Below are 21,755 nucleotides of genomic sequence, written 5' to 3'. Positions count from 1 at the left end.
TCACCCCGTACATGAGCGAAACGGCAGAGACGGCAGCCAAAGCATTGTATCTGAAGCACCATGGCATCTCATATGAGGGCATCGCCTATGTGATGGGGCGTTCAGAGATGCACTGGTACCGGTTGTGTCAGGCCCTGGGGCGGGCGTCAATTGTCGGTAGCACAGTGAAAACTGAGGCAGCGCTCCCCCCCATCTAGTTGCAGACGAGAAACACTGTGATTGGCAAGGACAGCGAGTCTACTTGGCGGTGACCGCCGCTAAAGGCGGTCTATTCGGCAATAGCCTGAGTCGTAATGCTGGCCATGAGGGGCTGGCAATGGCTTATGGCGGGTTTCAACAGGAAGTCCATGACCATGCCATGCCCCCGACTATGCGCCGAAGACGGTCACGACCGACGGTTAGGAGGCGACGCGCTGGGCTTGGGAGCATCTATTCCCAGGAATTGTTTGGATTCTGTGCTTCTTGCATGAGGTGATCAAGGTGCGCGATGGGTGTCGTTCCAAGCCTGACCTGCGCTATGGTCTGGCTGAAGAGCTTTGGCATCTCTATCATGCCGAGACTAAGCGTCAGTTCGCCCAGCGCCTGCGCCGTTTCCTCGAATGGGTAGACATCAGACCCCTGCCGGGTGCGATTAAACAGCGATTGCTACGCTTGCGGGCCAAGTCGCCTTACTTTCAGCGCGCCTACGACTTTCCCGATGCCTATCGCACCAGCAATCAAGTGGACCGGCCGATGAACCATCTTGACCGTACCCTGTTTGCCATGCAGGGGTTCCATGGCAATTGGCGATCGGCTGAACGGTCGGTCAGGGCGATGGCGCTGCTGTTCAACTTTCACCCCTTCTGTCGTAAGACTAGAGCGCAAAAGAACGGCTGTCTTTGCCCTTTTGAACAACTCAACGGCTTTCGCTATCATGACGACTGGCTGCGCAATCTCCTGATTGCTTCATCACTCAACGGTAGAAGACCCCTACCTAAACCGCCTCAAACAAACTGAGCTGGAACCAGGACTGGGCAGTGGGCAAAGCGAATGACCCGCTCAGCAATAGAGCCCATAAAAAACCTGGATATACCAGTACGACCGCGAGAAGGCATCACGATTAGATCGATTTGCTGCTTTTCTGCGTAGTCGATAATCTCAGAGGTCGGGTCGCCCATCTCAATAGCGAAATTTAGCCCTTCGTACTTGCTGCCCCCAAACTTCTCTGCAAACGGCTTTTCAACGTTTGCTTTACGCTTTTCGTCATTGACCGATTCCCAGATGACACCCGGCTCTGTCGCCTCTAGCGGCCTGAGCACGTGAATGACATGGACAGCAGACGATTCATCGGCAAAGGCAACTGTTTCCTCAAGCGCCTGCAGAGATTTTTCGGAGAAATCAGTCGGAACCAAGATCTTGTCTTTAGAAAATAAAACCATCAGAACACACCGTTAACTATACAAATATCGGCGAAATCAACGGGCCACAAGGAATCTGAAATCTGGAGTGATTTCTATGATGCTTCAAGCGGTGCTTTGATAGGTGTTTGCTAAAACATACCAGACTAGTACGGGTTTAGGGGTACAACCAATACAATTGTAAAGCGTCAGCGACTATGCAGAGCTTTGTCTGCCGCTACGCCCCTTTTTTACGAGCGTTAGCATGGTCAGTAGCACAGTCATAGGTGTGCCCCAAAACTAGCCTACTTACGGATGTATTTGCGATGAAGCTCAATTTCAAATTTGCCGTTGTGAGCGATCTTCACATCGCCTTGCCCAAAACGATTTGGGATGCGCCTAACCGCTTTCATTTGGTAGAGGTAAGCATTCCCGCCTTTGAGCAGATTTTGACGCAGCTGATGTCCGACCCGCCCGATTTTTTGCTGCTGCCGGGCGATCTGGTACAGCACGGCGAGCGCGAAAACCACCGGTGGCTGGCTAATCGCCTGACGCAGCTCCCTTTTCCCACCTATGTGGTACCTGGCAATCACGATGTGATTAGACAGTGGAGCCGCTCAGCTGAAGAGGGTTCAAGCGCTGATCGAATTTCCCTGGCCGACTTTCCTCAGATCTATCAGCAGTTTGGCTATGCTGACGCTCAGCAGCTTTATTACCAGCAGGAGATTTTACCCAATGTGCATTTGATTGGTCTTAATTCAAATGCTTTTGACCAGGCTGGCGAGCAAATTGGCACCGGGCTGATTGACGACGCCCAGCTCAACTGGCTAGATGCGCAGCTAGCGGCGCTGGCTGGAAAGTTTGTCATGGTGATGGTGCATCACAACGTGCTGGAGCATTTACCGGGTCAGTCTCAGTCAAAGCTGGGGCAGCGTTATATGATCCGCAATGCGCCAGATCTAGTCTCCAGGCTGCAATCGGCCAATGTGCCCGTGGCCTTTACCGGCCATTTACATGTGCAAGATGTAGCAAAAGCAGATAACTTTTATGCGATTACAACAGGATCTCTGGTGAGCTATCCGCATCCCTATCGGCTGATGTCATTAACGACAGATAGTGAGGGCGTACATCAGCTGCGGGTGGAGTCTCGGCGGATAGAGTCGGTGCCAGAATGGCCGACTTTGCAGCAAACTTCTAAAGACTGGATGGGCGATCGCTCTTTTCCCTTTATCTTAAAGCTACTGACCGACCCGCCGCTCTCGCTTAGCCTCAGCCAGGCCAAGACCTACGCGCCTCATATCAAAGACTTTTGGTCAACAGTCGCAGCCGGCGATGCGTCGATTGACTACTCGCAGCTTCCTGCGGTTGCCCAGCAGTATTTTCAGCGGTACAGCGCTACCGATGCCAATGGCCAGCCGCAGCTAATTGACAACAACGCCACCCTGACGCTAAATGCAGGGTAGGGCGCAGATGATTTTTCTGCCGCTGGTTTTTCTGAACCCGCGGCAGAAAGCCTAGCGCTTAATCTGATCGCGCAAGTCAGCCAGGTCTGTGTACGAATCAGCCAGGTCAATCAGGCTATCGCTAGTCATAGACTGTAAGCTGACGACCTCAATGGAGACGCCGCGCTGAGAGAGTACCTGGAGCGCGTAGGCTAAGTTGCCATCGCCGCCTAAGAGCGTCAGGGTGGTGCAGTGTTCGGCAATCCGCATCATGTCTACGGCCATCTCGACGTGCATATTGGCCTTGCGCGAGCCGTCGGGCATGTGGGTGAGTTCTTTGCTGACGACGCGGTGACCGTGACGGTTGAGCCAGAGCAAAAAGCCGCGCTGTTTCTCGTTTTGCGGATCGACGCCAGTGTAGAAATAGGCGCGTAGCAGTCTGCGACCCCGGACCAGGGTAGATAGCAATCGCCGATAGTCTACCTCTATATTGAGATGAGACGCTGCGTAAAAGAGGTTGGAGCCGTCGATGAAAATGGCAATGCGATCGCCATTCTGAGCAAGCTGATAATTTGACGCCAGATCAGGAGCGCGATTGGGCAGTTTAACCTCTGGTCGCTCTGATGATCTTGTGATCGGGGTCCGGCTATCGGCAGCAGCGGCCTTTTTCAGGTTAGAAGGGGAGCTCGCAGCGCTCTGGTCAGCCTCCGCGTCAGCCTCTGATTGAGCACTGACGCTAGTATCAGCACTACCGGTAGAGGTGCTGGCGGTAGAGGTGCTGGCGATAGAGGTGCGGGTGCGAGCGACCTTTCTAGGCGTCCTGGTCTGAGCGGGGTTGCTGGTTGGATCGTTAGAATTTTTCATAGCAGACTGAGGAGCCACAGATTTTTTAGCCGAACGGAAGTTGGCGAGCTGCAACTAGACGATGAATACTTAGACTATGGATGTCTCAAAGTGTTGCGAACTTTAACATCCTAAAGGGTGTGTTCCCTTATGAGACAGATCCCCGCAAATATTTTAAGGAATGACCGGAAGCTAACAGACCAGCGATCATGAAACGATTTACACAGCTTTTTAAGGCGGTAGATGCCACCACCTCTACCAACGAAAAAGTTAAGGTTCTGCAACAATACTTTCGCGAAGAGTCCCCAGCAAATGCCGTGTGGGCGCTCTATCTATTGCTGGGAAAAACCCGCAGGCGGCTGGTAACTTCCCGCGTTTTGCGCGACATTTTTTTGCAGATTTCCGATATTCCAGAATGGCTGTTTGAAGAAAGCTATGCCCATGTCGGCGACTCAGCAGAAACCATTGCGCTGCTGCTGCGCGATACGCCGATTGCGCCGACGGGGATGTCTCTAGCCGATAGCCAAACGCCGCTGCAGGTTTGGATGGAGACGGTGATTCCGCAGGTGCAGCGGCTTCGAGGGCAAGGGAAGAAAGAGGGGGAAGGGGAGGAAGCGCAGATTAAGAACCTGGTGGTCGATTGGTGGGCTAATTTGTCGGGTGATGAAATTTTTGTGCTGAATAAGGTGCTGACGGGCGCTTTTAGAGTGGGTGTTAGTAGCAAGCTGGTGATCAAGGCGCTGGCCGCCGAATATGACTTGACGGAGGCCGTTTTATCTCATCGGCTGATGGGCGCTATTGAGCCGACGGCTGACTTTTATGCAGCTTTGATTGACCCGGATGACGCTGATACTAGCCCGAGTCAGCCCTATCCCTTTTTCTTGGCGTCGCCGATTGATGTCGATAAGTTTGTCGCTGAGACTGAGGATATTCAGCAGTGGCAGGCTGAATGGAAGTGGGACGGTATTCGCGCTCAGCTGATTCACCGGGCGGGGCAGGTCTTTATCTGGTCGCGGGGCGAAGATTTGATTACTCACCAGTTTCCTGAGTTTGAGACGGCGCTGGCTACTCTACCCGCAGGTACGGTGTTAGACGGTGAAATTGTCTGCTGGGCGGGCGATCGCCCCCTCGACTTTAACTATTTGCAAAAGCGTCTGGGCCGCAAGCGGGTGACCAAAAAGCTGATGGCCGAAAATCCGGTGCATTTTTTAGCCTATGACTTGCTAGAGCAGGCCGGGGAAGATATTCGCACGCAGCCGTTGCGATCGCGCCGCGCCGCCCTGACTGAGCTAATCGACAGCCACCCTAGTGAATTGATTAGCACTGCTGACCCGCTGCCTTTTGACACGTTTGATGATTTGCAACACTGGCGATCGCAGTCGCGAGAGTACGGCGCAGAAGGGCTGATGATCAAAGCTTTGAGCAGTCCTTACCTGGTCGGTCGCAAGCGCGGCTACTGGTGGAAGCACAAGGTCGATCCGATGACGCTAGACGCGGTGCTGCTCTACGCTCAGGCGGGTACGGGCAAGCGAGCCAATCTGTTTACCGACTATACCTTTGCCCTACGCAAAGGCGATGCGCTCGTCCCCTTTACCAAAGCCTACTCCGGTCTAGACAATGCCGAAATCGAGAAGCTCGACCGCTGGATTCGCCAGCACACGCTAGAAAAGTTTGGGCCGGTGCGCTCAGTTGATCCCACGCTCGTTTTTGAAATTGGTTTTGAGGGCATCGCCGAATCGAAACGGCACAAATCGGGGATCGCAGTGCGGTTTCCGCGTATTTTGCGCTGGCGTACCGATAAGCCAGTAGCCGAGGCCGACACGCTAGAGAGTGCGATCGCGCTGCTCAATGCCTATTCGTCCGGCAGCGCCGCCTCTTAACGAATGTCAATGCTAATCCGCTCATCAAGCTGGGGGCCGCGTGAAGGCTTGAATAGCTGGCAAACCCAGTCGCCGGTCTTGTCAGTCAAAAACGGGATGACGGAGCCGTCGCGAGCGAGGGTGCGGGTGCGATCGCGGCAGTTATATACTTCTAGCGGCTGCTTAACGCCATCAATGCTGACTACCGTCCGATATTCCCAATAGTGCTGAGCGCTGCGGCGAAGGCTAACGGCGCAAATTTGATGGCCGTTAAATACATGGCAGGGATCGGCAGGCGTCGCCCTTCCCACACAGCCCGAAATTCCGCCAATGAGCAGCAGGCAAAGCAGCACCGCCCCTACTCGTAGCAGTCGCGGAAAAAACCAGCTGTGCATCTTTGAAACGGGTAAAAGTATGTTGATTCTACCGCTTTCCTAGAACTCGATTCGCCCCGCCGCACCTGCATTTCTCCGTAAGTATTCACGCCTAAAAACGTATCCTTTACCACGCTGAACCGGTATAGCGGCCATCAGTCATTCTCTGAGACACCTGTTAGAATAGCCATTCTGTGTTCACTGATCGGTCACCCGTACTGAGTTCTGTGCAAGCTCTCTTGCTAGCTCCCCAAAAACCTTATTTCGCTGCGGCCATGACTGTTCAAACCATCCCCGTTTTAGACCTGCAAGATTTTGTCAGCGGCTCAGGGCCAGATGCCGGTTCAGACATTAAATCTCAGGCTTTCGTCAAGGCTCTGGGTGAGGCGCTTTCTGAGCCAGGCTTTTTTGCGTTGGTAAATCACGGCGTGGAGCAACGCCTGATTGACGCGGCCTATGGCGCTGCAGAGGCATTTTTTGCCTTGCCCGAAAACACTAAAGCCGAATACGAGCTAGCTGAGATGAAAGGTCAGCGCGGCTTTACCCAGTTTGGCAAAGAGCACGCCAAAGACAGCGAAGCACCCGATCTAAAGGAGTTTTGGCACTTAGGACGCGATCGCGCTACCGCTCACCCAACGGCCTATCCCGAAAATATCTGGCCTCGGGAAGTGCCCCAGTTCAGGCCCGTCATGACAACCCTCTTTAAGCAGCTCGAAACCTGCGCTGGTCATCTGATGTCAGCCTGCGCTCAATATCTGCAGCAGCCTGCCGACTTTTTCACGGCCCAAGTCAAAGAGGGCAATACGATTCTGCGGGTGATCCACTATCCGCCTGTCCCTGCCGACGCAGTTCCCGCCAGTCAGCGAGCGGCCCCGCACGAAGACATTAACTTAATCACTTTGCTCTGCGAAGCGACGACGCCCGGACTAGAGCTACTGCAGCTCAATGGAGAATGGCTGCCGGTACAGCCCATTCAGGGGCAGATTATCGTTGACACGGGCGATATGCTGCAGGCTTTAAGCAATGGTCTGCTAAAAAGTACGACTCACCGCGTAGTCAACCCTTCTCGGAGCCGCGACCGCCGCTTTTCAATGCCGTTTTTCGTCCATCCTCGCCCTGAATTTGACCTTGCGCCGTTGCCTGGCTGTGTTGAGCGCACGGGCGGAAATCAGCTGTTTCCGGCGGAGACAGCGGGACAGTCTTTGGAGCGACGGCTGAAGGAAATAGGGTTGGCTTGATCGGTGGCAATTTTACTTTGTATGCAGAGTCATTCAGAGAGCATTCAAGCGATAATTAAGCAGTAGCTATGCGCGTTTCATATCTGGCCTGGGCCTATGGATTTTTCTCAAGCGATTCCCACCTTTGTGATTACGCTGCGCGAAGGGGTAGAGGCGGCTTTAGTGGTCGGCATTGTGCTGGCCTGCTTGAGTAAGGCCAACCGCAGCGAACTCAATCGTTGGGTGTATGGGGGGGTAGCTGCCGGGATTGCAGGGAGCGTGCTGATTGGCATTTTTTTGGGCCTGACTCTGAACCAGGTGCAGTATGCCGCGCCCGCTTTGAAGTCTGTAGTCAAGCCTTTCTTGGGAGTGACCTTTGGCAGCGTAGCGATCGTTATGCTCAGCTGGATGCTGATCTGGATGACTCAGCAGGCTCGCAGTATGAAAAGCAACGTAGAGGGCTCGCTGCAAGACGCGCTAGCTGACTCAGAGGGGGCTAGCATCAGCATTTTTAGTTTGGTATGTATTGCGGTGCTGCGCGAAGGCTTTGAGACGGTGCTATTTCTCTTTAGCACTCTGGCGCAAGCACCTCAGCAGAGTGCGGCGGGGGTGTTGGGAGCGATCGCTGGACTACTAGGCGCTTTTGCCATTGGCGTTGCCCTCTTCAAATTCGGCGTAAAGATCAACCTCAAGCTATTTTTTCAAACAATGGGCGTCTTCTTGCTACTAATCGTAGCTGGCCTAGTGGTATCTGTCTTCAAAAACCTGGACGCTGCCTTTACCGCTATTAGTATGCTCAATCAGCCCGATATTGATTTGTGCATTAGTAGACAATCGTGCATTTTAGGCCCGCTGCTGTGGGATACCAGCGCCACCTTGCCTGACAAACAGTTCCCCGGCATTTTGCTTAAAACCCTGCTCGGCTACCGCGATCATATTTATCTACTGCAACTGATTACCTACTTTGCATTTTTGATAGGCGTAGGTGGGCGATACTTCCGCAGCCTCAACCTGATTTCTCAGCAGGGCAGCCCATCAGCCACGCCTAAGCCACAGTCTTAGCAAGAATCTAAAGGGTTTTAGCGTTGTTAATGGTGAGCGCTGAAGCCTCAAAACTATTGAAAAATTTCGCTGACAGAGAGGCCAAATCCGGGTAGCGGAGGCGAGGTAAGTATGTCCCCTTCTATCAGCGTGCCAATAAGCTGAAGCTGGCCATCAGCATGACGATAGACTTCTATAGTTTTTAGCTGCCAGCTAACAATCCAGTATTCTTTAACGCCGTAGCGCGAGTAAAGCTTCAGCTTCACCTCTTTATCGCGCTGTTCGTTCAGTGCGCCAGAGGAGAGCACTTCCACCATCAGTTCAGGCGCAACAATTAGGTGCCCAGCCTCATCCAGGCCATTTTCAAGCCGCTGCTGACTAACCCACACCACATCAGGGATGACGGCATCGTAGGGGGAGAAGATCACCCCTGGGGTTTGAAACGGTTTGCCTAGCTGAGACTGCCTTGACCACCCTTCGAGGGCAAAATGAATATTGCCGCCTGCCCCCTGATGGCGAATATGAGGAGCCTGCGTCACAGACAGTTCTCCATCGATAATTTCGTAGCGCTTCCAGCCGCCATCGTCGGGCATGGCTTCTAGGTCACGGGTTGTCCAGCGAAGATTGGCAACCATGGCGTTTGCTAACGGTTTGCAGATGATGGATACATCAGTTTAACGCTTTCCATAAAGGAACCCCGCCTCGTTCAAAAGGCAGGGCTATAGCGTCTACGGATTTTGTGATTTACGGTCTCGACGCTTAGCGGGGCTTATCGGCAGGCCCTTCGTCTTTTTGGGACTCTTCTAACAGGCGCTCGAAGCGTTCTTTGCTCCAGCGATCGGTAGCGTAGGAAATGGCGCTGATTTCTTCCAGGCGAATCAGCCATACGGTGCGCTGGTAGGGTTCATCGGGCAGGTCGTCGTCTTCAAAACCCTCGGCGACATCGACATCCACCACCTCTACATAGTCGGTATCTAAAAAGATGGGAATGCCTACCAGGCGCGTGCCCGGCATTCTAAACCAGACTTCGCTGCCGCAGTGCAGGGCCTCTTCTAGTCGGTGATACAGTCGGCTCGGAGTTGAAGCAGCGTAGGTGGCAGACCGAGCGGTGGGAGTGTGCTCTTGACGGGTGCTGTTCTTCATCATGCCTTCTGTCATAATCTTCCTCCTGAGTACAATCTGCTGTGCCCATCGGTAAACGTCCGTCGCCTCTTATCTACCTCTGGGCCTGACTTTGGTTTGAGATTAGCCTACTAAACCTGGTTGAACCGTCGCAGATTAGGGCTGACGGCTTAGTAGCTTATCGTCTAATGTAGCGGTTTATCGCCGTTTGCCCAAGTCTACTGCCGGGCAGACTCCGAACCGATCAAGCTGGGTCGGTTCATTAACCGAGGGACGTTACAGGCACTCAACAGCACCGCGCAGTGTCTACTGTTGCCAAACATACCGCTATTTAAAGCGGATAGCGCCAGATGGGAAACCGTAAATTTACAGCCAGCGAGCTGACAGTTAAGCACCTTACCGCTTGACCCCGATGTCTTTATACGATAGCAAATCCTGCTGATTATTTGAGCGGTCGGATTCGCATCAGAGGTTGGCCAAACTCTATGGGCTCGGCGTTTTCTACCAGGATGTCTACGACTTCGCCGGAGACTTCCGCTTCTAGCTCGTTCATCAGCTTCATCGCTTCGATGATGCAGACGGTTTGTCCGGTTTGGATGCGATCGCCGACCTCGACAAAAGAAGCTTCATCAGGTGTAGGCGATCGGTAAAATGTCCCAACCATCGGCGATTTGATTGCGACCAGAGTCGGATCAATCGCTGAGGCAGCTGTCGCAGCGGGTTCGGTGGGGCTGAGCGGAGCGGGGGCTGAGGGGGCTATAGCCGGGGCAGGCACAGCAGGCGTAGTGCTTAGCATCTTGTCAGCGCGGAGCGCCGAGGGCTTGCGCAAAGTCAGCTCAAACTCGGAATTTTTAAGCTTTAATTCGGCGATGTCAGTTTGGTTGAGGGCAGCCACCAACTCGCGGAGTTCGTTGAAACTAAGATTCACTGATAAAAACTCCATATCCTACTACACGCCAAACCCGACCTGGGCCAAGAGCCCCAGATGGAAAATCTAGTTTTCACGGCCCAGATAGCTGTCAGTGCGCGTGTCAATTTTGATTTTCTCGCCCTCGGAAATAAATAGCGGTACCATCACCTGAGCGCCGGTTTCGACAATAGCAGGCTTGGTGCCACCAGTCGCAGTGTCGCCTTTAACGCCAGGATCGGTCTGGGTAATCTCTAGGCTGACTGAGTTAGGTAGCTCTACCTCTAAAACCCGGTCATTCCACATCAGCACAGTGACTTCCATCTCTTCTTTGATGTATTTCACCCCTGAGCCGATCTGATCTTCGCTGAGTCGGCTTTCTTCGTAGGTTTCCATATCCATGAAGACGTACTGATCGGCTTCTTTGTAAGTGTGCTGCATCGTCTTTTTCTCCAGCACGGCCTGAGCCATCGTCTCGCCAGCTCTGAAGGTGCGATCTACCGTGCTGCCGGTCTGCACATTTTTTAGCTTGGTGCGTACAAAAGCGGAGCCTTTACCCGGTTTGACATGCAAAAACTCAACGACGCGCCACACCGATCCATCTAGCTCAATGCTGGTGCCAGTGCGAAAATCATTGCTTGAAATCATGGTGATAGCTAAAGTGTGCTAGTGCAATCGGCCATTATTGTACCGCTCGGCGGTCAGTTGCCTAGAGTTTAGATGGCGATTCAAGGCAAGATCAGGTCTTGGCCTTGCTGCCCCTCCGTGAGCAACGCAAAGGTTTTTTACAATTAATCTCTATCTTAAAGTAATGTGGCCAACGCTACAGCGTGCCAGACTGTGGCAAGATCTAAGGTGAAAGCCTCTTTGTTTTTCCATGAATTTGCGCCTGCCCTTTTTTAGCAACTCCCCCATTAGCTATCTACCAAGACGGATTCGACGGTTTATGAAAGCGACCGGTTTGAGTTTGATCTTGTCGATGGTCTGTCTGGTTTTGGCAGCTAGCCCAGCTCGGGCCGGTTTGCCGCCGGGGAATGCGGTGACCGATGGGGCGGCGCTGCTGCGCTACTCTTTGCCGATTGACAGTCCAGAGATTCGCAAAGTGCAGAGCGAACTAGAAGGGCTGTCAGAATGGCTGCGTAGTAAGCGCTGGGGACCTATTAAAAGAGATCTTTCCCGCGTAGAGCGGCAGCTAGATCGTAAGCGCGATGCGATTTTGGCGGCGGTGCCAGCAGATCGTCAGGCGCAGGCGATCGCCCTCATAGACAATATCGCTGCTGAGATAGAACCGGCCCGCGCCGCCGCCGATGACAAAAACAAAGAAGGCATTTGGACTGAGCGCAAGCTGATGCTGGATCAAGTCGGCGCGCTAGAGGAGCTGATGGTCGATGGCTATCCCTTCGAGGTGCCTGCTGAGTATGACAATCTGCCCCAGCTAAAAGGCCGCGCCACCGTCCAATTTGTCACGACCCAAGGCGATGTCACGGTAGTCGCCGATGGCTATAGCGCCCCAGTGACAGCCGGTAATTTTGTTGACCTGGTGAATAAAAAGTTTTACGACGGGCTGCCTTTCATTCGGGCTGAAGACTTTTATGTGCTGCAGACGGGTGACCCGGAAGGGGATAAAGCTGGCTACATCGACCCTGAGACGAATGAATACCGGGCGATTCCCCTGGAGATTTTGGTAGATGGCGACGAGGCTCCGACCTATGGGGTGACGCTAGAAGAAATTGGCCGCTATATGGACAGCCCGGTTTTGCCATTTAACGCTTTCGGCAGTCTGGCGCTGGCTCGCCCTGGCAATGACAATAATGGCGGCTCTTCTCAGTTTTTCTTCTTTTTGTTTGAGGCGGGGCTGACACCGGCGGGGCGCAACCTGCTAGACGGGCGCTATGCGGTATTTGGCTACACGATAGAAGGCAAAGAGGTGCTGCGATCGCTCAGCGAAGGCGACAAAGTCATCTCTGCTAAAGTCATCGATGGGTTAGACAATCTGGAGCTGCCCCAAGCGTAGCGCTAGAGCTTATGCAGAGCGATCGCTTGCCCTCAGTCACTATTGCAGAGATCGGCGAACTGGCATTGATTGAGCGACTCAAGCCTTTTTGCGCTGAGGGCATGGTGGGTGACGATGCGGCCCTGATAGATGTCGAGCCGGGCTACCGTCTGGTAGTGACGACAGATGTGCTGGTTGAAACGGTGCATTTTAGCGATCGCACCACCCCCCCTTTCGCAGTCGGCTGGCGGGCAGCGGCAGCTAATCTTTCAGATCTGGCCGCAATGGGTGCGATGCCGCTGGCGATTACCGTCGGGTTGGGACTCCCCGGCGAGACTCCCTGGCCCTGGGTAGAAGCACTCTATCAGGGCATGGCAGCCTGCCTAAAAACTCACGGGGGAGCCATTATTGGTGGCGATCTCTGTCGGGCGGCGCAGCGGACGGTATCGATTACAGCGCTCGGTCAGGTACGGCCTGAGCAGACCATTCGTCGCGATGCGGCAGTGCCGGGAATGAGTGTCGTGGTAACCGGGCCACACGGGGCTTCGCGCGCTGGACTGGCGCTGCTATTAGAAGAGCTAGCAGTTGAAGTTCCCACACCGTTAAAGTCGGCCTGGATTAAAGCGCATCAGCAGCCAGTGCCCAGATTTGACGCGATCGCCCGTCTGCATCAAATTATTCAACCGGGTGAACATTTCCCACCTATCGCCGGCATGGACAGCAGCGACGGTCTGGCCAATGCCCTTTTGCAAATCGCTCACAGCAGCAGTGTAGGGATGGAGATTGAGCGATCGCGCATTCCGCTTCCTGCTCAGCTCAGCGATACCGTTGGTGCTGAAACGGCTATAGAGTGGGCACTCTACGGCGGCGAAGACTTCGAGCTAGTCCTCTGCTTACCGCCAAACTTAGCCGACAGATTCACCAGCGCTGGTTGTGCCACCCCCATCGGCACCGTCACCCCTACAAAAACCGTACAGCTCATCTCAGATGCAAATGGCCCTGGCATCTCGCTCACCCACCAAAGCTTTCAGCATTTCTAACCCATTTCCCCATTTCCCCTCCCCCCTTTCCCCCCTCTCAAAAATGCACTACACTAGCAAGACTATTGCAACCTTATAGACGTGTACGCTCATGGCAGTTCCTAAGAAGAAAACCTCAAAATCCAAGCGGGACAGTCGCAGAGCTACCTGGAATCGCAAAGCCGCTATCCAAGCGCAGCGGGCGCTTTCCCTCGGTAAATCTGTACTGACCAATCAATCTAACAGCTTTGAATATCCGTCCGATGACGATGACGATGACGACGAGTAACTGCTGGTCATAGGTTCGTCGAGGAACTCGACGCTGACAAAGCTAAAAGAAAGCGGGGCCTGGTGCTCTGCTTTTTTATTGGCTGGGGGATGGGGCCGGAGACAGGAGACAGGAGACAGAATTCAACTACTGACTGCTGACTACTGATTACTGACTTCCAACACCAGAGCCATTCCCTACTTCGAGTTAATATTCAAAAACAATAAAAATGCCTTTATCTTTAAATCGCCGTGCGGCCAGAGATGTTGGCTGGCTGGCGTTTATGCTCCTCGCCATTCAGCCTGCTCACTCAGCTGAGGCTCAGCAGCTACCGTCTAGCAGCTTAACGGTTGAAGTGGCTGGCCTCAAGAATACGGCGGGGCAGGTGTGTTTTAGCCTGTTTGAGAGCAGTGAAGGGTTTCCTCAGGCTGAGGAAGCGGTAATTGCGCGTCAGTGCGTCGCCGCGTCTACAGCCACTATAGAATCAGCGACATCAGCTGACGCTCTTGAGGCGATGGCAGGCCGTCTGTCAGTCGTCTTTGAGGGTTTAGAGTCAGGTACCTACGCTGTTTCTGTGCTGCACGATGAGAACGAAGACAGTCAGATCAATACTGGCCTCTTTGGTGTCCCTACAGAGGGCTTTGGTTTTTCGCGCAACCCGACTATTCGAACCAGCGTGCCAGCCTTTCGCGAAGCGGCTGTCTTTGTGCTGGGCCGCCGTGCAACAACGCAAATAGATCTCATTTATTATTAAATATTGCCGTCAGGCGAGGAACGGCCCTGAGGGGTCTGCTCCATACGCTGCCGACTTCAGGACTATCTACTTGGGAACCATACGCTTGGGAAAAATCCGCTCAATCACCATGCGCCAGCTTCAGCAGATTCAAATGACTTTGACTCAGCGACAGTGTCGCAACACTGCTATTCGGGTGGCGCTAGTCGTCGGTACGCTGCTATTTATCATCAACCATGCGGGCGCTCTGCTGAACCACGAGATGAGCGGCGATCGCTGGATTTCGGCCCTGCTGACTTATCTAGTACCGTTTGGGGTGAGCATTCACGGCCAGAGCACCTGCCAGATTGTTCCTTGAGCAATTTTTCTTTACAGGCTCTCTTCATAAGTTGCTCATATTTTCTTCATATCATGATTGAAAAGCGAGCGGGTTAGACCAAGGTTCACAGACTGCCATTAGCCGGTTTGCTGCCACCCTCTATGCGACCACGGGGGAATTACTTCGGGCCGCAGGACGTGAATTCTTATGAACTTACAACAGCTGCTTCACGAATACAACCGGGGCGATCGCAACTTTTCTGAAACCTCCCTACGAGGCGCATCGTTAGCGAAGACCTTACTGACAGGTGTCAATTTTAGCCGGTGCGACCTCAGCTGCGCCGACCTTAGCTGTACAGACTTAAGCCGGGTCAATCTGTCTGAGGCCAACCTGACTGATGCTGATCTCACCAGTGCCAATCTCAGCGGCGCAAATCTTCAAGGCACAAACTTCATCGGCGCTGACCTGAAAAACGCCAGCCTGGTGGGGGCCAATCTCACAGGTGCCGATCTGAGAGCCGCTAATCTGGAAAGTGCTGACCTCAGCGGTGCCGATCTCAGTGGTGCCCTGCTCAGCGGCGCTAACCTGCGCGAAGTCAATCTGAGCGGCACTTGTGTGGATGCTCGTGAGTTAGAAAATACCGACTACGAAGGCGCAGCACTCGACGACCTGGTGGCCATTAGCAACTGTGAGGTTTCTGCTGGATCGTTCCACTGGATCTCGTGGGGTGCTCACCGTCAGTAGAATCCGGACAGCTTGCAAAGTTTGATAAAAACCGATGTTCGATACCGTTTAGCTACGCATAAAAACTGGTTGAAAGCTGGCCTTCAGCGGCCATTAGTTTAAGACCGTTAGTTTAAGACCTGAGCAGCATTTAAAAGAGCCATATCCTCAGTGAGCGAGAATCTTTTGCCCAGTCAGCGAAAGATTCTCGCTGTTTTTACGTGTCCGGAAGCAAACTTGCGCTTCATAAGCTGTCCGGATCGATGGCGAAAGCACCTATTTAAAAACCGGATCGGATCAGATCATTTGTACTCAAGATCGTTTGTATTGCTATGATTAAAGCCTTGCTATAGCGCCTATCTAACCATAAAACGCGGGCTATGGTTAGATAGGCGCATGATTCCAAAGCAGCTAGTACTTCAAAATTTCTTGAGTTACCGCGAGGTGACGCTAGATTTTGATGGGCTGCATGTGGCTTGTGTGTGCGGGCCGAATGGAGCGGGTAAGTCTTCTTTGTTAGAAGCGATCGCCTGGTGCGTGTGGGGCCAAAGTCGTGTGAGCGCAGAAGATGACATCATTCGCCAGGGCGCGTTAGAAGCCCAGGTCAGCTTTTGCTTTGCGCACAGCGGTCAGACTTACCGGGTCATTCGCACCCGCCGCCGCAGTCAAACCAGCGCCTTAGAGTTTCAAATTCAGACTGAATCAGGCTTTAAGAGTATTACCCAAAAGGGCGTCCGGGCAACTCAGCAGTACATTCTCAGCCAGATCAAGATTGACTACGATACCTTCGTAAATTCTGCCTATCTACGTCAGGGCAGGGCCGACGAATTTATGCTGAAGCGACCGGGCGATCGCAAGCAGATACTGGCCGATCTGCTCGATTTAGACCGCTATGATGCCCTTGCCGCGCAAGCTAAAGAGCAATCCCGCAACTACAAAGCCCAGCTCCATTCTTTAGAATCTCTGATCGCTCGGCTGTCAGCTCAGATTGAAGCGCATGCCGACACCCGACGAGACTATGAGCACTTACAGGCAGAAGTTGTCGCCCAGCAAACAACTCACCAGCAGCGGCAGCAGGCGATCGCTAGGCTCAAGCAACAACAGCATCAGCGGGGTGTTTGGCAACAGCAGCTAGCCCTCGTTCAGCAGCATCAGCAGCATCAGCAGACCGTTCTTACCACCAGCCAAACCTCACTAGCGGAGACTCAGGATCGCCTCGGCCTGACTGAGGCGATCCTGACGCGGGCTGATAAAATTCGGCAGCAGCAGCGCCAGTTGAAGCAGCTAAAGCAGGCCGAAGCAGACCAGATAGAACGCTTTCATGCCTACCAGCACATGCAGACCCAGCGCCTGCAGCTCCAGCAGCAGGCGGCTCAACAACAGCAACAACAGCAAGCCCAGATGGCTCAGTACGAGGCTCAGCTAGAAAACCTGCAGCAGCAAGAGCAAGAGATCCAGCAAACGCTTAGCAAGAAAAGCGAGGTCACTCGCCGAGTGGAACAACTGCGCATTGCTAAAAAAGAACTGCGCGAGTTGGATCAAAAAGAAGCACAGAGCGCGCCCTTACGACAGCGGCTGCGTCAGCTAGAGAGCCAGATAGAACAAGCCCACACCCGGCTGACGACCCGGATAGAAGAGTTGGGCGATCGCCAGAATCAAATAACGCTTCAGCAAACCCAGGCCCCTCAGCTGATGCAGGCCGCCGTAGAAGTTTCACATCGAATTGCCTATCTAGAGCAGCGCCGGGAGTACCAGGAGGCGCTACGGCAAAAGGGCATTGAGCGCCGGAGCTTTATGGAGAGGCTGCAAGCCAATCAGCTCAATCATGAAGTGACCCTGGCCCGGTTTGACCAAACCCTGAAGCAGCTAGCAGATCCAGATGAATCTTGTTGTCCGCTGTGTGAAAAACCGCTGGATGGCAAAACCTGGCAGGCCCTGCGCGATCGCACCTGCCAAGAGCGCGACGAAGTCCAAAACCAGATCTGGGCCATTCGTGAGCAACTAGCAGTTTCTGAGAGCGAAATTCAGGTGCTGCGACAGGAATACCGCATTCTAGAAGAAGAACTGGCTAAATACGCGCCTGTCTTAGAAGAGCGGGGCCAGATAAAAGCTAAGTTGGCATCTGCCGATACTCTGCAAGATCGTCTACAGGTGTTGAGTGCCGAACGTAACCAGCTAGAGTGCTGCCTGCAAGAGAACGACTACGCTGAAAACTTGCAAAGTGAATTGCAGCAAATTTACACTCAGCTAGCTGCAATTAATTACGATGACCGCAATCATGCGCTGGCGCGATCGCAGGTAGACCGGCTGCGCTGGAGCGAACTGAGGCATGCCGAAATTAAGCAGGCCGAGCGCCGTCAAAAGCAAATTCAGCGCCAGCGCCCCCAGCTTGAGGCCGATGTGCGATCGCTGCTTGCAGCGATGACAGCGACTGAAAATAGCCCAGCACACAGAGAACTCATTGATGTAGAGCAGCGTTTAGCTAAGATTGACTACAGTCTGGCGCAGCATAACAAAATTCGCGCGCAGCTCAGTCAGGCTGAGGCGTGGCAGCGGGAGTACCAGGCGCTGCAGCAGGCTGAAACTGAGCAAACGGTGCTACAGGGGGAAGTCAGTCAGCTACAAACAACCTGTCGGCTACAAACTGAATCAATTGAAGAGATTCATCGGCAGGCTGAATCACTACAGCAACAGCTAGGAGATCTGACAGACCAGCAGGCAAACATTGACCAATTAGAGAGTGAAATCATCAGTGACCGAGAGACCCGCGACCAGCAGCTCTCTCAGCTTGGTAGATTGCAGCAGCAGCTCTCTCAGCTAGAGACTGTGCAGCAACAGCAACAGCAACAGCACAAAAAACTAGAAGACATTCGCCACAAATATCGGGTATACAAGTCCTTAGCCGAAGCCTTTGGCCGCAACGGTATTCAGGCGCTGATGATAGAAAATCTGCTGCCCCAGCTAGAGGCGGAGACTAACCAAATTCTAGGCAGGCTCAGCAACCATCAGCTGCATGTGCAGTTTGTTACCCAGCGAACCGGACGCAATTCTAAAAAGCTGATTGATACGCTTGATATTCTCATCTCCGATGCGCGTGGCACTCGCCCCTATGAGACCTATTCTGGCGGTGAGGCGTTTCGAGTAAATTTTGCTATTCGGCTGGCGATCGCTCGTTTACTAGCTATGCGATCAGGCACGGCGCTGCAAATGCTGATCGTCGATGAGGGCTTTGGCACCCAGGATCAAGCCGGGTGTGAGCGCTTGATTTCGGCAATTGAGGCGATCGCGCCCGACTTTGCCTGCATTCTCACCATCACTCACATGCCCCACTTCCGCGAAGCTTTTCAGACCCGCATAGACGTTGCCAAAGACGAAGACGGCTCACATATTTTCATCTCAGGATAGGCTAAGCAAGCGCTGAATTCACTTTTCTGTGGAACGGGCTGCTCAGATGCAATCGTTTTCCTCAAGCTGAGATTGGATCTGCTCTCGTTCTTGAAGCAGCATGTTTAATACTGAACTCCAGCTTTAGTAGAGCTGTTGAATACATGCAGGTTCTGAACTCGCGTAGTTTCTCCCTATTGTTGATGTCTTGTCTATTAAGGATTGCGGCAACAAAAAGGGTTGGCTGTACACAGAGCTAGAAAACGCTTGTGCATGACTTCAGCCAACGACGTTGAGAAGTATATCTACGGCTCCCTCCTGATTTCTGCTCTCCTGCCTCCTGCTCTCCTGTCTTCGCTCAATTCATTACCCGATCCAGCGATCGCCTCATGTGATGATTTCTTGTCAAACAATTGACACTTTTAAAAGAGTACTGGTACGCTAGCTTTTATGGTCACCGTCTTAGCGGCCCTAGCAGTTGCTACGGTAACCATGAACCCGCCTCGAAAAATTTAGCCGCTGACGGAATTGGTTCGCACCCAAAACCGCCAGCTAACCCCCTCGCTGAACAAGGCAGCAAGGAGGCTGTGCGTATCATCTCACAGCCACCCTAGCTCTTGGCAAGTTGGGGTGGCTTTATAATTCGGGGCTTTCTTCCCTATTCTCTCTGAAGAAAGCCATGAAACCCTATCTCTACCGGAACTTACAGCTCTTAGCTAGCCCGCTCCTGAGGACCCTACCGTCTGCGCCTGATACGCGGCCTTTGCCGCAGCTCATCCCTAACACCAGCCCCCCAGGAGAATCTGTCCGCCATATTTTGCTCGGCACTCCTGGCGCAGTGCGGCAGACCATTCACCTGCTGCACAGTCTGCACTACAGCGAAACCGTTCTCTGGAGCCCGATTGTCGCCGTAGAGGAGCCGCTGATCATCACGCCTGCCCAAGGTGAGGCGGTTAGCTTGCTGCGCCGAGCGATCTAGACAAACTTGGGAACCTCATAGTGTTTGCAGTGCATGGGGTTCCCGGCCTTTGATCAAGTTTAGTCCTCGCTACCTTTTCAGACATCTGACGGTTTCTCCATTTGAATGCTGAAGCAACTTGCAACTGCCTCTCAGACATACGAAAAAAGACTGTCATGGAACAACTGAAAAACTCTCCCTATCGTTGATGCGGTAGACATAGAAGTCGCTGTCTAAAGTAAAGATGCGGCTCAGACCCAAGCGCTCAGCAGCGGCTACCAGCGAGGCATCCGCTAGATCCATAGGCGTGTCTTGGTATGTTTCCATCAATGCTTTCATGCGCTCACGCTCAGCAGGTACTGCCTCGTGTATGAGCAGGACGCCCGTCTCCCAAAGCTGCCAAAGGGACTGTTGCCCACCCCAGCCTCGCAATCTTCCGAGAAGATACATGGCTTCTGTGAAACACGGCCAGGTAGTGAGCATAGGCCCGATAAGTTCTTCAGAGGCTTCCATACAGTCTGTATGGCTTTTTCCTTGCCCTTTATCTAAGAGGGCAACCAACGGGCCAGTATCAACCAGATTCATGGAAGATGAATTCCCTGTTTTGCCATCTCCGCGATGAAACTTTCGCCAAAGGCATCATCTTTGTGAGTGCGATCAGATTCATGAGAGTAGTGAGGCTCAGCCTTGCTGTCTATTTTCCCGGTAAGTCCAGCAAGTAACTCAGACAGAGGTTGTGAGTATCGATCAACCTCAGTATGGCTGCGATGAATAGGTTCAGCCTTGCTGTTTATCGCCCCGACCAGATCTTCGGACGACTGAGTCGAAGATTGAGGCTCGTCGGTTTCTGGTGCCAACTGCAATGCGATCCACTTAGCAGGACTCAGACCCCTAGCCTGTGCCGCTGCTAGTAGGCCGCGATAGATGCTTTCTGGAAGACTGATGGTATGTTCTGTCATGGCTATAGATTAGGAACTTGTGCCGCTACAACTAGGCTAGCAGACGCGCTGACAATTAGGTTTCCTCCGAAGCGCTGCGATCTACGGGGTCGAAGTGGTCGAGCAGTTCGCGGTGGATGAAGCGGAAGCGACCGCCGATTTGCTGAGTGAGGCGGCGTTCGGTGGTGTATTTGAGGAATTGGGCGTAGTTGTAGGGGATGTGGCCTTGGCGGTGGAGGAAAAAACGAAGCAAGCCATGTCTTAAAATTTGTAAGCCTCCGCCTGCTAAAAACGACAGGATCAACGCATAACACAAACCTTCAGCAAAGCTTGTTCGCCACATTACGTGTCCGCCTCCGAGAAAGGCGAGCGCGTGGGACAAAAATATTCCGAAAGGATACGTGCATAGAGCGATAAGAGGAATATTCTTGATAGATGAAAGGATGCCTTGATTCGGATTTTCTCGAGTCTTAAATTCTGACTGAAATCCTGTTATTAAGCCGTTCATTAAACCATAAACACAGCCAAACATTAAACCAGCTTGAAAACCGAAGGGTACGCCAGACAGCAAACCATCTACAAAAGCCATCGGAACAAACTCGAAACCAAAGTTTAGGATTGCCCCTAAAGAGAACCAAGCACCAACTATCAGACCAAACAGGAGGCCAACTATGAAGCCAGATTTCAACCCTGTAAATAACTTGAGTGTTGTGCTCTGACGGTAGAAAAATAATTGAGGCGTTATCTAGCGAGTCATGCAGGCACCCCCTTATTCTGCTTGTCAAACAATTTGGCAAACACCTGCGACGCCGATTCACCCTGTTCAAGACAGTCATGAGCAAAGAGGATTAGCTTTTCTATCAGCGCTTGCGATTGCTGGCGACAGACCTGCCCGATGGATTGTGTGAGCTGGGTAGGGCGCTTGCCCGGAGCCTTTGTCGGGGGTGGCAAGCAAGCCAAGTGCAAGATTGAGTAAGCCACGAACACCAACGTCCAATGGGTTTGAATGGATTCAAAGGTTCGCATCCGATACTCATCAAGCCCGAGATATTGCTTTCCATCTCGATAAAAGGTTTCTATCGGCCATCTTTGTAAATATTTGGCGAGCACCTGTTTGGCTGACCAGTCAGCGCGATTGGTCAGCAGCACAGCGTAAGTCCCGGTGAGCTGTGCAGTTTCAAAGCTAATCACTAAACGCAGCTTGCCAAAGCGGGGAATTCGGCAGCAGAAGGTAAAACA

24 protein-coding genes and 1 pseudogene are annotated in these 21,755 nt (G+C 52.9%); 14 read left to right on the top strand and 11 right to left on the bottom strand.

Features of this window, described 5'->3' with window-relative positions; genetic code table 11:
- Positions 1-197, top strand: a pseudogene (locus CKL79_RS19300) (hypothetical protein); the annotation flags it as partial.
- Between the two features lie 265 nt (positions 198-462).
- Positions 463-996 carry a hypothetical protein gene (locus CKL79_RS23550; protein WP_205879152.1) on the top strand — a complete coding sequence of 178 codons (534 nt, stop codon included), beginning with the start codon at positions 463-465 and terminating at the stop codon, positions 994-996.
- Here CKL79_RS23550 and CKL79_RS19290 read toward each other — a convergent pair.
- Positions 984-1,418, bottom strand: coding sequence for a universal stress protein (locus CKL79_RS19290; protein WP_121971185.1), 435 nt, complete (start codon positions 1,416-1,418; stop codon positions 984-986). The two genes, CKL79_RS23550 and CKL79_RS19290, sit on opposite strands and share 13 nt — an antisense overlap.
- Positions 1,419-1,702: 284 nt before the next feature.
- On the opposite strand from CKL79_RS19290, the gene CKL79_RS19285 reads away from it, so the two are divergent.
- The gene (locus CKL79_RS19285; protein WP_121971184.1) at positions 1,703-2,839 is read left to right on the top strand and encodes a metallophosphoesterase; all 1,137 of its coding nucleotides are present in this window, start codon (positions 1,703-1,705) and stop codon (positions 2,837-2,839) included.
- Positions 2,840-2,890: 51 nt separating this feature from the next.
- Here the strand turns inward: CKL79_RS19285 and CKL79_RS19280 are convergent, their stop codons facing one another.
- The gene (locus tag CKL79_RS19280) at positions 2,891-3,682 is read right to left on the bottom strand and encodes an NYN domain-containing protein (RefSeq protein ID WP_121971191.1); all 792 of its coding nucleotides are present in this window, start codon (positions 3,680-3,682) and stop codon (positions 2,891-2,893) included.
- Between the two features lie 188 nt (positions 3,683-3,870).
- Between CKL79_RS19280 and CKL79_RS19275 the strand changes: the two genes are divergently transcribed.
- Positions 3,871-5,541, top strand: a complete 1,671-nt coding sequence (locus CKL79_RS19275; RefSeq protein ID WP_121971183.1) for an ATP-dependent DNA ligase — start codon at positions 3,871-3,873, stop codon at positions 5,539-5,541.
- Here CKL79_RS19275 and CKL79_RS19270 read toward each other — a convergent pair.
- Positions 5,538-5,915 carry a hypothetical protein gene (locus tag CKL79_RS19270; protein ID WP_121971182.1) on the bottom strand — a complete coding sequence of 126 codons (378 nt, stop codon included), beginning with the start codon at positions 5,913-5,915 and terminating at the stop codon, positions 5,538-5,540. The genes CKL79_RS19275 and CKL79_RS19270 overlap by 4 nt on opposite strands.
- A 254-nt stretch (positions 5,916-6,169) precedes the next feature.
- Here CKL79_RS19270 and CKL79_RS19265 point away from each other — a divergent pair, with 254 nt between their 5' ends.
- Both CKL79_RS19265 and CKL79_RS19260 read left to right on the top strand, forming a co-directional pair.
- Positions 6,170-7,132 carry a 2-oxoglutarate and iron-dependent oxygenase domain-containing protein gene (locus tag CKL79_RS19265; protein ID WP_121971190.1) on the top strand — a complete coding sequence of 321 codons (963 nt, stop codon included), beginning with the start codon at positions 6,170-6,172 and terminating at the stop codon, positions 7,130-7,132.
- Positions 7,133-7,228: 96 nt separating this feature from the next.
- Entirely contained in the window at positions 7,229-8,173 is a 945-nt protein-coding gene (locus CKL79_RS19260; RefSeq protein ID WP_121971181.1) for an FTR1 family protein, read from the top strand.
- A 53-nt stretch (positions 8,174-8,226) separates the two neighbouring features.
- Here CKL79_RS19260 and CKL79_RS19255 read toward each other — a convergent pair whose 3' ends face one another.
- The 4 genes from CKL79_RS19255 to efp form a co-directional block, all read right to left on the bottom strand.
- Positions 8,227-8,787, bottom strand: a complete 561-nt coding sequence (locus CKL79_RS19255; RefSeq protein ID WP_121971180.1) for a Uma2 family endonuclease — start codon at positions 8,785-8,787, stop codon at positions 8,227-8,229.
- Positions 8,788-8,911: 124 nt separating this feature from the next.
- A complete protein-coding gene (locus CKL79_RS19250) occupies positions 8,912-9,310 on the bottom strand; it encodes a hypothetical protein (RefSeq protein ID WP_121971179.1) in 399 nt (132 codons plus the stop codon).
- A 406-nt stretch (positions 9,311-9,716) separates the two neighbouring features.
- Positions 9,717-10,202 (bottom strand): acetyl-CoA carboxylase biotin carboxyl carrier protein, encoded by a 486-nt coding sequence (accB, locus tag CKL79_RS19245; RefSeq protein WP_121971189.1) that lies wholly within the window; start codon positions 10,200-10,202, stop codon positions 9,717-9,719.
- A gap of 66 nt (positions 10,203-10,268) precedes the next feature.
- On the bottom strand, positions 10,269-10,829 hold the full coding sequence (gene efp / locus CKL79_RS19240) for an elongation factor P (protein WP_121971178.1): 561 nt from the start codon (positions 10,827-10,829) through the stop codon (positions 10,269-10,271).
- A 229-nt stretch (positions 10,830-11,058) separates the two neighbouring features.
- Here efp and CKL79_RS19235 point away from each other — a divergent pair, with 229 nt between their 5' ends.
- From CKL79_RS19235 to CKL79_RS19200, 8 genes are all read left to right on the top strand, one after another.
- On the top strand, positions 11,059-12,195 hold the full coding sequence (locus tag CKL79_RS19235) for a peptidylprolyl isomerase (RefSeq protein ID WP_121971177.1): 1,137 nt from the start codon (positions 11,059-11,061) through the stop codon (positions 12,193-12,195).
- An 11-nt stretch (positions 12,196-12,206) separates the two neighbouring features.
- Complete coding sequence (gene thiL / locus CKL79_RS19230; RefSeq protein WP_121971176.1) at positions 12,207-13,214, top strand: thiamine-phosphate kinase; 1,008 nt, start codon at positions 12,207-12,209, stop codon at positions 13,212-13,214.
- 91 nt (positions 13,215-13,305) lie between these two features.
- The gene (rpmF, locus tag CKL79_RS19225) at positions 13,306-13,482 is read left to right on the top strand and encodes a 50S ribosomal protein L32 (RefSeq protein ID WP_121971175.1); all 177 of its coding nucleotides are present in this window, start codon (positions 13,306-13,308) and stop codon (positions 13,480-13,482) included.
- 208 nt (positions 13,483-13,690) lie between these two features.
- Complete coding sequence (locus tag CKL79_RS19220; RefSeq protein ID WP_205879150.1) at positions 13,691-14,215, top strand: DUF2141 domain-containing protein; 525 nt, start codon at positions 13,691-13,693, stop codon at positions 14,213-14,215.
- 70 nt (positions 14,216-14,285) lie between these two features.
- Positions 14,286-14,552 (top strand): nitrate/nitrite transporter NrtS, encoded by a 267-nt coding sequence (gene nrtS / locus CKL79_RS19215; protein ID WP_276300913.1) that lies wholly within the window; start codon positions 14,286-14,288, stop codon positions 14,550-14,552.
- 168 nt (positions 14,553-14,720) lie between these two features.
- Positions 14,721-15,257 carry a pentapeptide repeat-containing protein gene (locus tag CKL79_RS19210; protein ID WP_121971174.1) on the top strand — a complete coding sequence of 179 codons (537 nt, stop codon included), beginning with the start codon at positions 14,721-14,723 and terminating at the stop codon, positions 15,255-15,257.
- 375 nt (positions 15,258-15,632) lie between these two features.
- A complete protein-coding gene (locus tag CKL79_RS19205; protein WP_121971173.1) occupies positions 15,633-18,641 on the top strand; it encodes an SMC family ATPase in 3,009 nt (1,002 codons plus the stop codon).
- 658 nt (positions 18,642-19,299) lie between these two features.
- Positions 19,300-19,599 carry a hypothetical protein gene (locus CKL79_RS19200; RefSeq protein ID WP_240518974.1) on the top strand — a complete coding sequence of 100 codons (300 nt, stop codon included), beginning with the start codon at positions 19,300-19,302 and terminating at the stop codon, positions 19,597-19,599.
- Between the two features lie 153 nt (positions 19,600-19,752).
- Here CKL79_RS19200 and CKL79_RS19195 read toward each other — a convergent pair whose 3' ends face one another.
- The 4 genes from CKL79_RS19195 to CKL79_RS19180 all read right to left on the bottom strand — a co-directional run.
- Positions 19,753-20,163: a PIN domain-containing protein gene (locus CKL79_RS19195; protein ID WP_121971172.1), complete on the bottom strand. Its 411-nt coding sequence runs from the start codon at positions 20,161-20,163 to the stop codon at positions 19,753-19,755.
- Positions 20,160-20,537 carry a hypothetical protein gene (locus CKL79_RS19190; protein WP_121971171.1) on the bottom strand — a complete coding sequence of 126 codons (378 nt, stop codon included), beginning with the start codon at positions 20,535-20,537 and terminating at the stop codon, positions 20,160-20,162. Before CKL79_RS19190 ends, CKL79_RS19195 begins: the two co-directional genes overlap by 4 nt.
- A gap of 55 nt (positions 20,538-20,592) precedes the next feature.
- Positions 20,593-21,204, bottom strand: a complete 612-nt coding sequence (locus tag CKL79_RS19185) for a hypothetical protein (RefSeq protein ID WP_121971170.1) — start codon at positions 21,202-21,204, stop codon at positions 20,593-20,595.
- A gap of 65 nt (positions 21,205-21,269) precedes the next feature.
- A partial coding sequence (locus tag CKL79_RS19180; RefSeq protein WP_141242116.1) for a transposase occupies positions 21,270-21,755 on the bottom strand: 486 nt, incomplete at its 5' end.

This window comes from Leptolyngbya sp. BC1307, assembly GCF_002286735.1.
Taxonomy (GTDB): domain Bacteria; phylum Cyanobacteriota; class Cyanobacteriia; order Phormidesmidales; family Phormidesmidaceae; genus Phormidesmis.
The sequence above is the reverse complement of the archived record's forward strand: the minus strand, read 5'-3'. Positions and strand labels throughout refer to the sequence as shown.

Bases quoted from the DNA above. Each gene is read 5' to 3' on its own strand.
- CKL79_RS19290 (WP_121971185.1), bottom strand. From the start codon at position 1,418: ATGGTTTTATTTTCTAAAGACAAGATCTTGGTTCCGACTGATTTCTCC.
- CKL79_RS19285 (WP_121971184.1), top strand. From the start codon at position 1,703: ATGAAGCTCAATTTCAAATTTGCCGTTGTGAGCGATCTTCACATCGCC.
- CKL79_RS19280 (WP_121971191.1), bottom strand. From the start codon at position 3,682: ATGAAAAATTCTAACGATCCAACCAGCAACCCCGCTCAGACCAGGACG.
- CKL79_RS19275 (WP_121971183.1), top strand. From the start codon at position 3,871: ATGAAACGATTTACACAGCTTTTTAAGGCGGTAGATGCCACCACCTCT.
- CKL79_RS19270 (WP_121971182.1), bottom strand. From the start codon at position 5,915: ATGCACAGCTGGTTTTTTCCGCGACTGCTACGAGTAGGGGCGGTGCTG.
- CKL79_RS19265 (WP_121971190.1), top strand. From the start codon at position 6,170: ATGACTGTTCAAACCATCCCCGTTTTAGACCTGCAAGATTTTGTCAGC.
- CKL79_RS19260 (WP_121971181.1), top strand. From the start codon at position 7,229: ATGGATTTTTCTCAAGCGATTCCCACCTTTGTGATTACGCTGCGCGAA.
- CKL79_RS19255 (WP_121971180.1), bottom strand. From the start codon at position 8,787: ATGGTTGCCAATCTTCGCTGGACAACCCGTGACCTAGAAGCCATGCCC.
- CKL79_RS19250 (WP_121971179.1), bottom strand. From the start codon at position 9,310: ATGACAGAAGGCATGATGAAGAACAGCACCCGTCAAGAGCACACTCCC.
- efp (WP_121971178.1), bottom strand. From the start codon at position 10,829: ATGATTTCAAGCAATGATTTTCGCACTGGCACCAGCATTGAGCTAGAT.
- CKL79_RS19235 (WP_121971177.1), top strand. From the start codon at position 11,059: ATGAATTTGCGCCTGCCCTTTTTTAGCAACTCCCCCATTAGCTATCTA.
- thiL (WP_121971176.1), top strand. From the start codon at position 12,207: ATGCAGAGCGATCGCTTGCCCTCAGTCACTATTGCAGAGATCGGCGAA.
- rpmF (WP_121971175.1), top strand. From the start codon at position 13,306: ATGGCAGTTCCTAAGAAGAAAACCTCAAAATCCAAGCGGGACAGTCGC.
- CKL79_RS19220 (WP_205879150.1), top strand. From the start codon at position 13,691: ATGCCTTTATCTTTAAATCGCCGTGCGGCCAGAGATGTTGGCTGGCTG.
- CKL79_RS19210 (WP_121971174.1), top strand. From the start codon at position 14,721: ATGAACTTACAACAGCTGCTTCACGAATACAACCGGGGCGATCGCAAC.
- CKL79_RS19205 (WP_121971173.1), top strand. From the start codon at position 15,633: ATGATTCCAAAGCAGCTAGTACTTCAAAATTTCTTGAGTTACCGCGAG.
- CKL79_RS19200 (WP_240518974.1), top strand. From the start codon at position 19,300: ATGAAACCCTATCTCTACCGGAACTTACAGCTCTTAGCTAGCCCGCTC.
- CKL79_RS19195 (WP_121971172.1), bottom strand. From the start codon at position 20,163: ATGAATCTGGTTGATACTGGCCCGTTGGTTGCCCTCTTAGATAAAGGG.
- CKL79_RS19190 (WP_121971171.1), bottom strand. From the start codon at position 20,537: ATGACAGAACATACCATCAGTCTTCCAGAAAGCATCTATCGCGGCCTA.